This is a genomic window from Rhizobium sp. AAP116, assembly GCF_001295785.1.
GTDB lineage: Bacteria > Pseudomonadota > Alphaproteobacteria > Rhizobiales > Rhizobiaceae > Allorhizobium.
The window spans coordinates 1-1,030 of record NZ_LJIB01000041.1; the positions used below are offsets into that span (position 1 = coordinate 1).

A 1,030-nucleotide genomic window follows, 5' to 3' on the forward strand; every position below is an offset into this window, starting at 1 on the left:
ACAGCGAGAGCTGCAGCGGAGCCGAGAAGAAGGCTCTTGATGTTCATTATTGACCTCCAGTCAATTATAGAGACCGCACCAGGTGATTTCAGAATTTAATTATTATTATCAATTGTTTGCTGGTGTCGCGTGAATCTGTTCGGCAACGCGGCGGCGAGTTGCGCGTCTCAGGAAACATGATTTCTGACGGAGCTGAGGCAGGAGGCCAGACGCACAAACTCGCGCAAAAGCTCGAGACAGTGCGAGCGATATGCAAAGTGTGATGGTGATGTGCAGGGGGAGAATAATGGCGGAGAGGAAGGGATTCGAACCCTCGATACGCTTTTGACGTATACTCCCTTAGCAGGGGAGCGCCTTCGACCACTCGGCCACCTCTCCGGTGACGCCTGATTATTTGCTTGATTCAGTGATTGCAAGGCCTTTTCTCCGCTCTCAACATTTTAGCGAGCGGCCGCCAATGCCAGGTGGTGATCCCATCACTCATATGAAAAGCCGAATCGTTCCCGCCTCACGACATGATTCTGTCACTCGGGCGGCCATCTGCTGCCGATTTTCAGGCTCAAGGTCTGAAACTGCCATTGTCGAAGATGCAGCTTCGAGGCGAGCCGATATGGTTCTGAATGCAACTTTTTGCGGAATCCTGTGCCAAAATGAGAAGAACACCCGCATGCGAACACCTGCCCCGCGTACCCAAGAGCCTGTGTAAGCGGCGGTTTTTTTTGGATTTTCTTAACAAAACCTAAATGGACATGGGGCGGCGCAAGGGAGTTTGTGGCCTTTCAGCAACAGGCCGGGTGGAAGGGTGACCACATTCTGTCCATTCCACTCTTTGGTGATTGCATGACCGACGGGGTTTTGTATTTTCAACCTCGGAAGCGAGGCGGTGGATCGTCCGTCTTCTGAAACCGACGGGGATGGGGCAGGGAATGCTGTCCTTCAGCCAATTAACCCAGACCCATACGAAACTTGACTGGAGGTCAATAATGAACATCAAGAGCCTTCTTCTCGGCTCCGCTGCAGCTCTCGCTGT

1 tRNA gene is annotated in these 1,030 nt (G+C 52.4%); it reads right to left on the reverse strand.

Annotated elements, in window-relative coordinates:
* Window positions 1–287: 287 nt before the first annotated feature.
* A tRNA-Ser gene (locus IP85_RS19800) sits at window positions 288–378 on the reverse strand.
* Window positions 379–1,030: the final 652 nt, after the last annotated feature.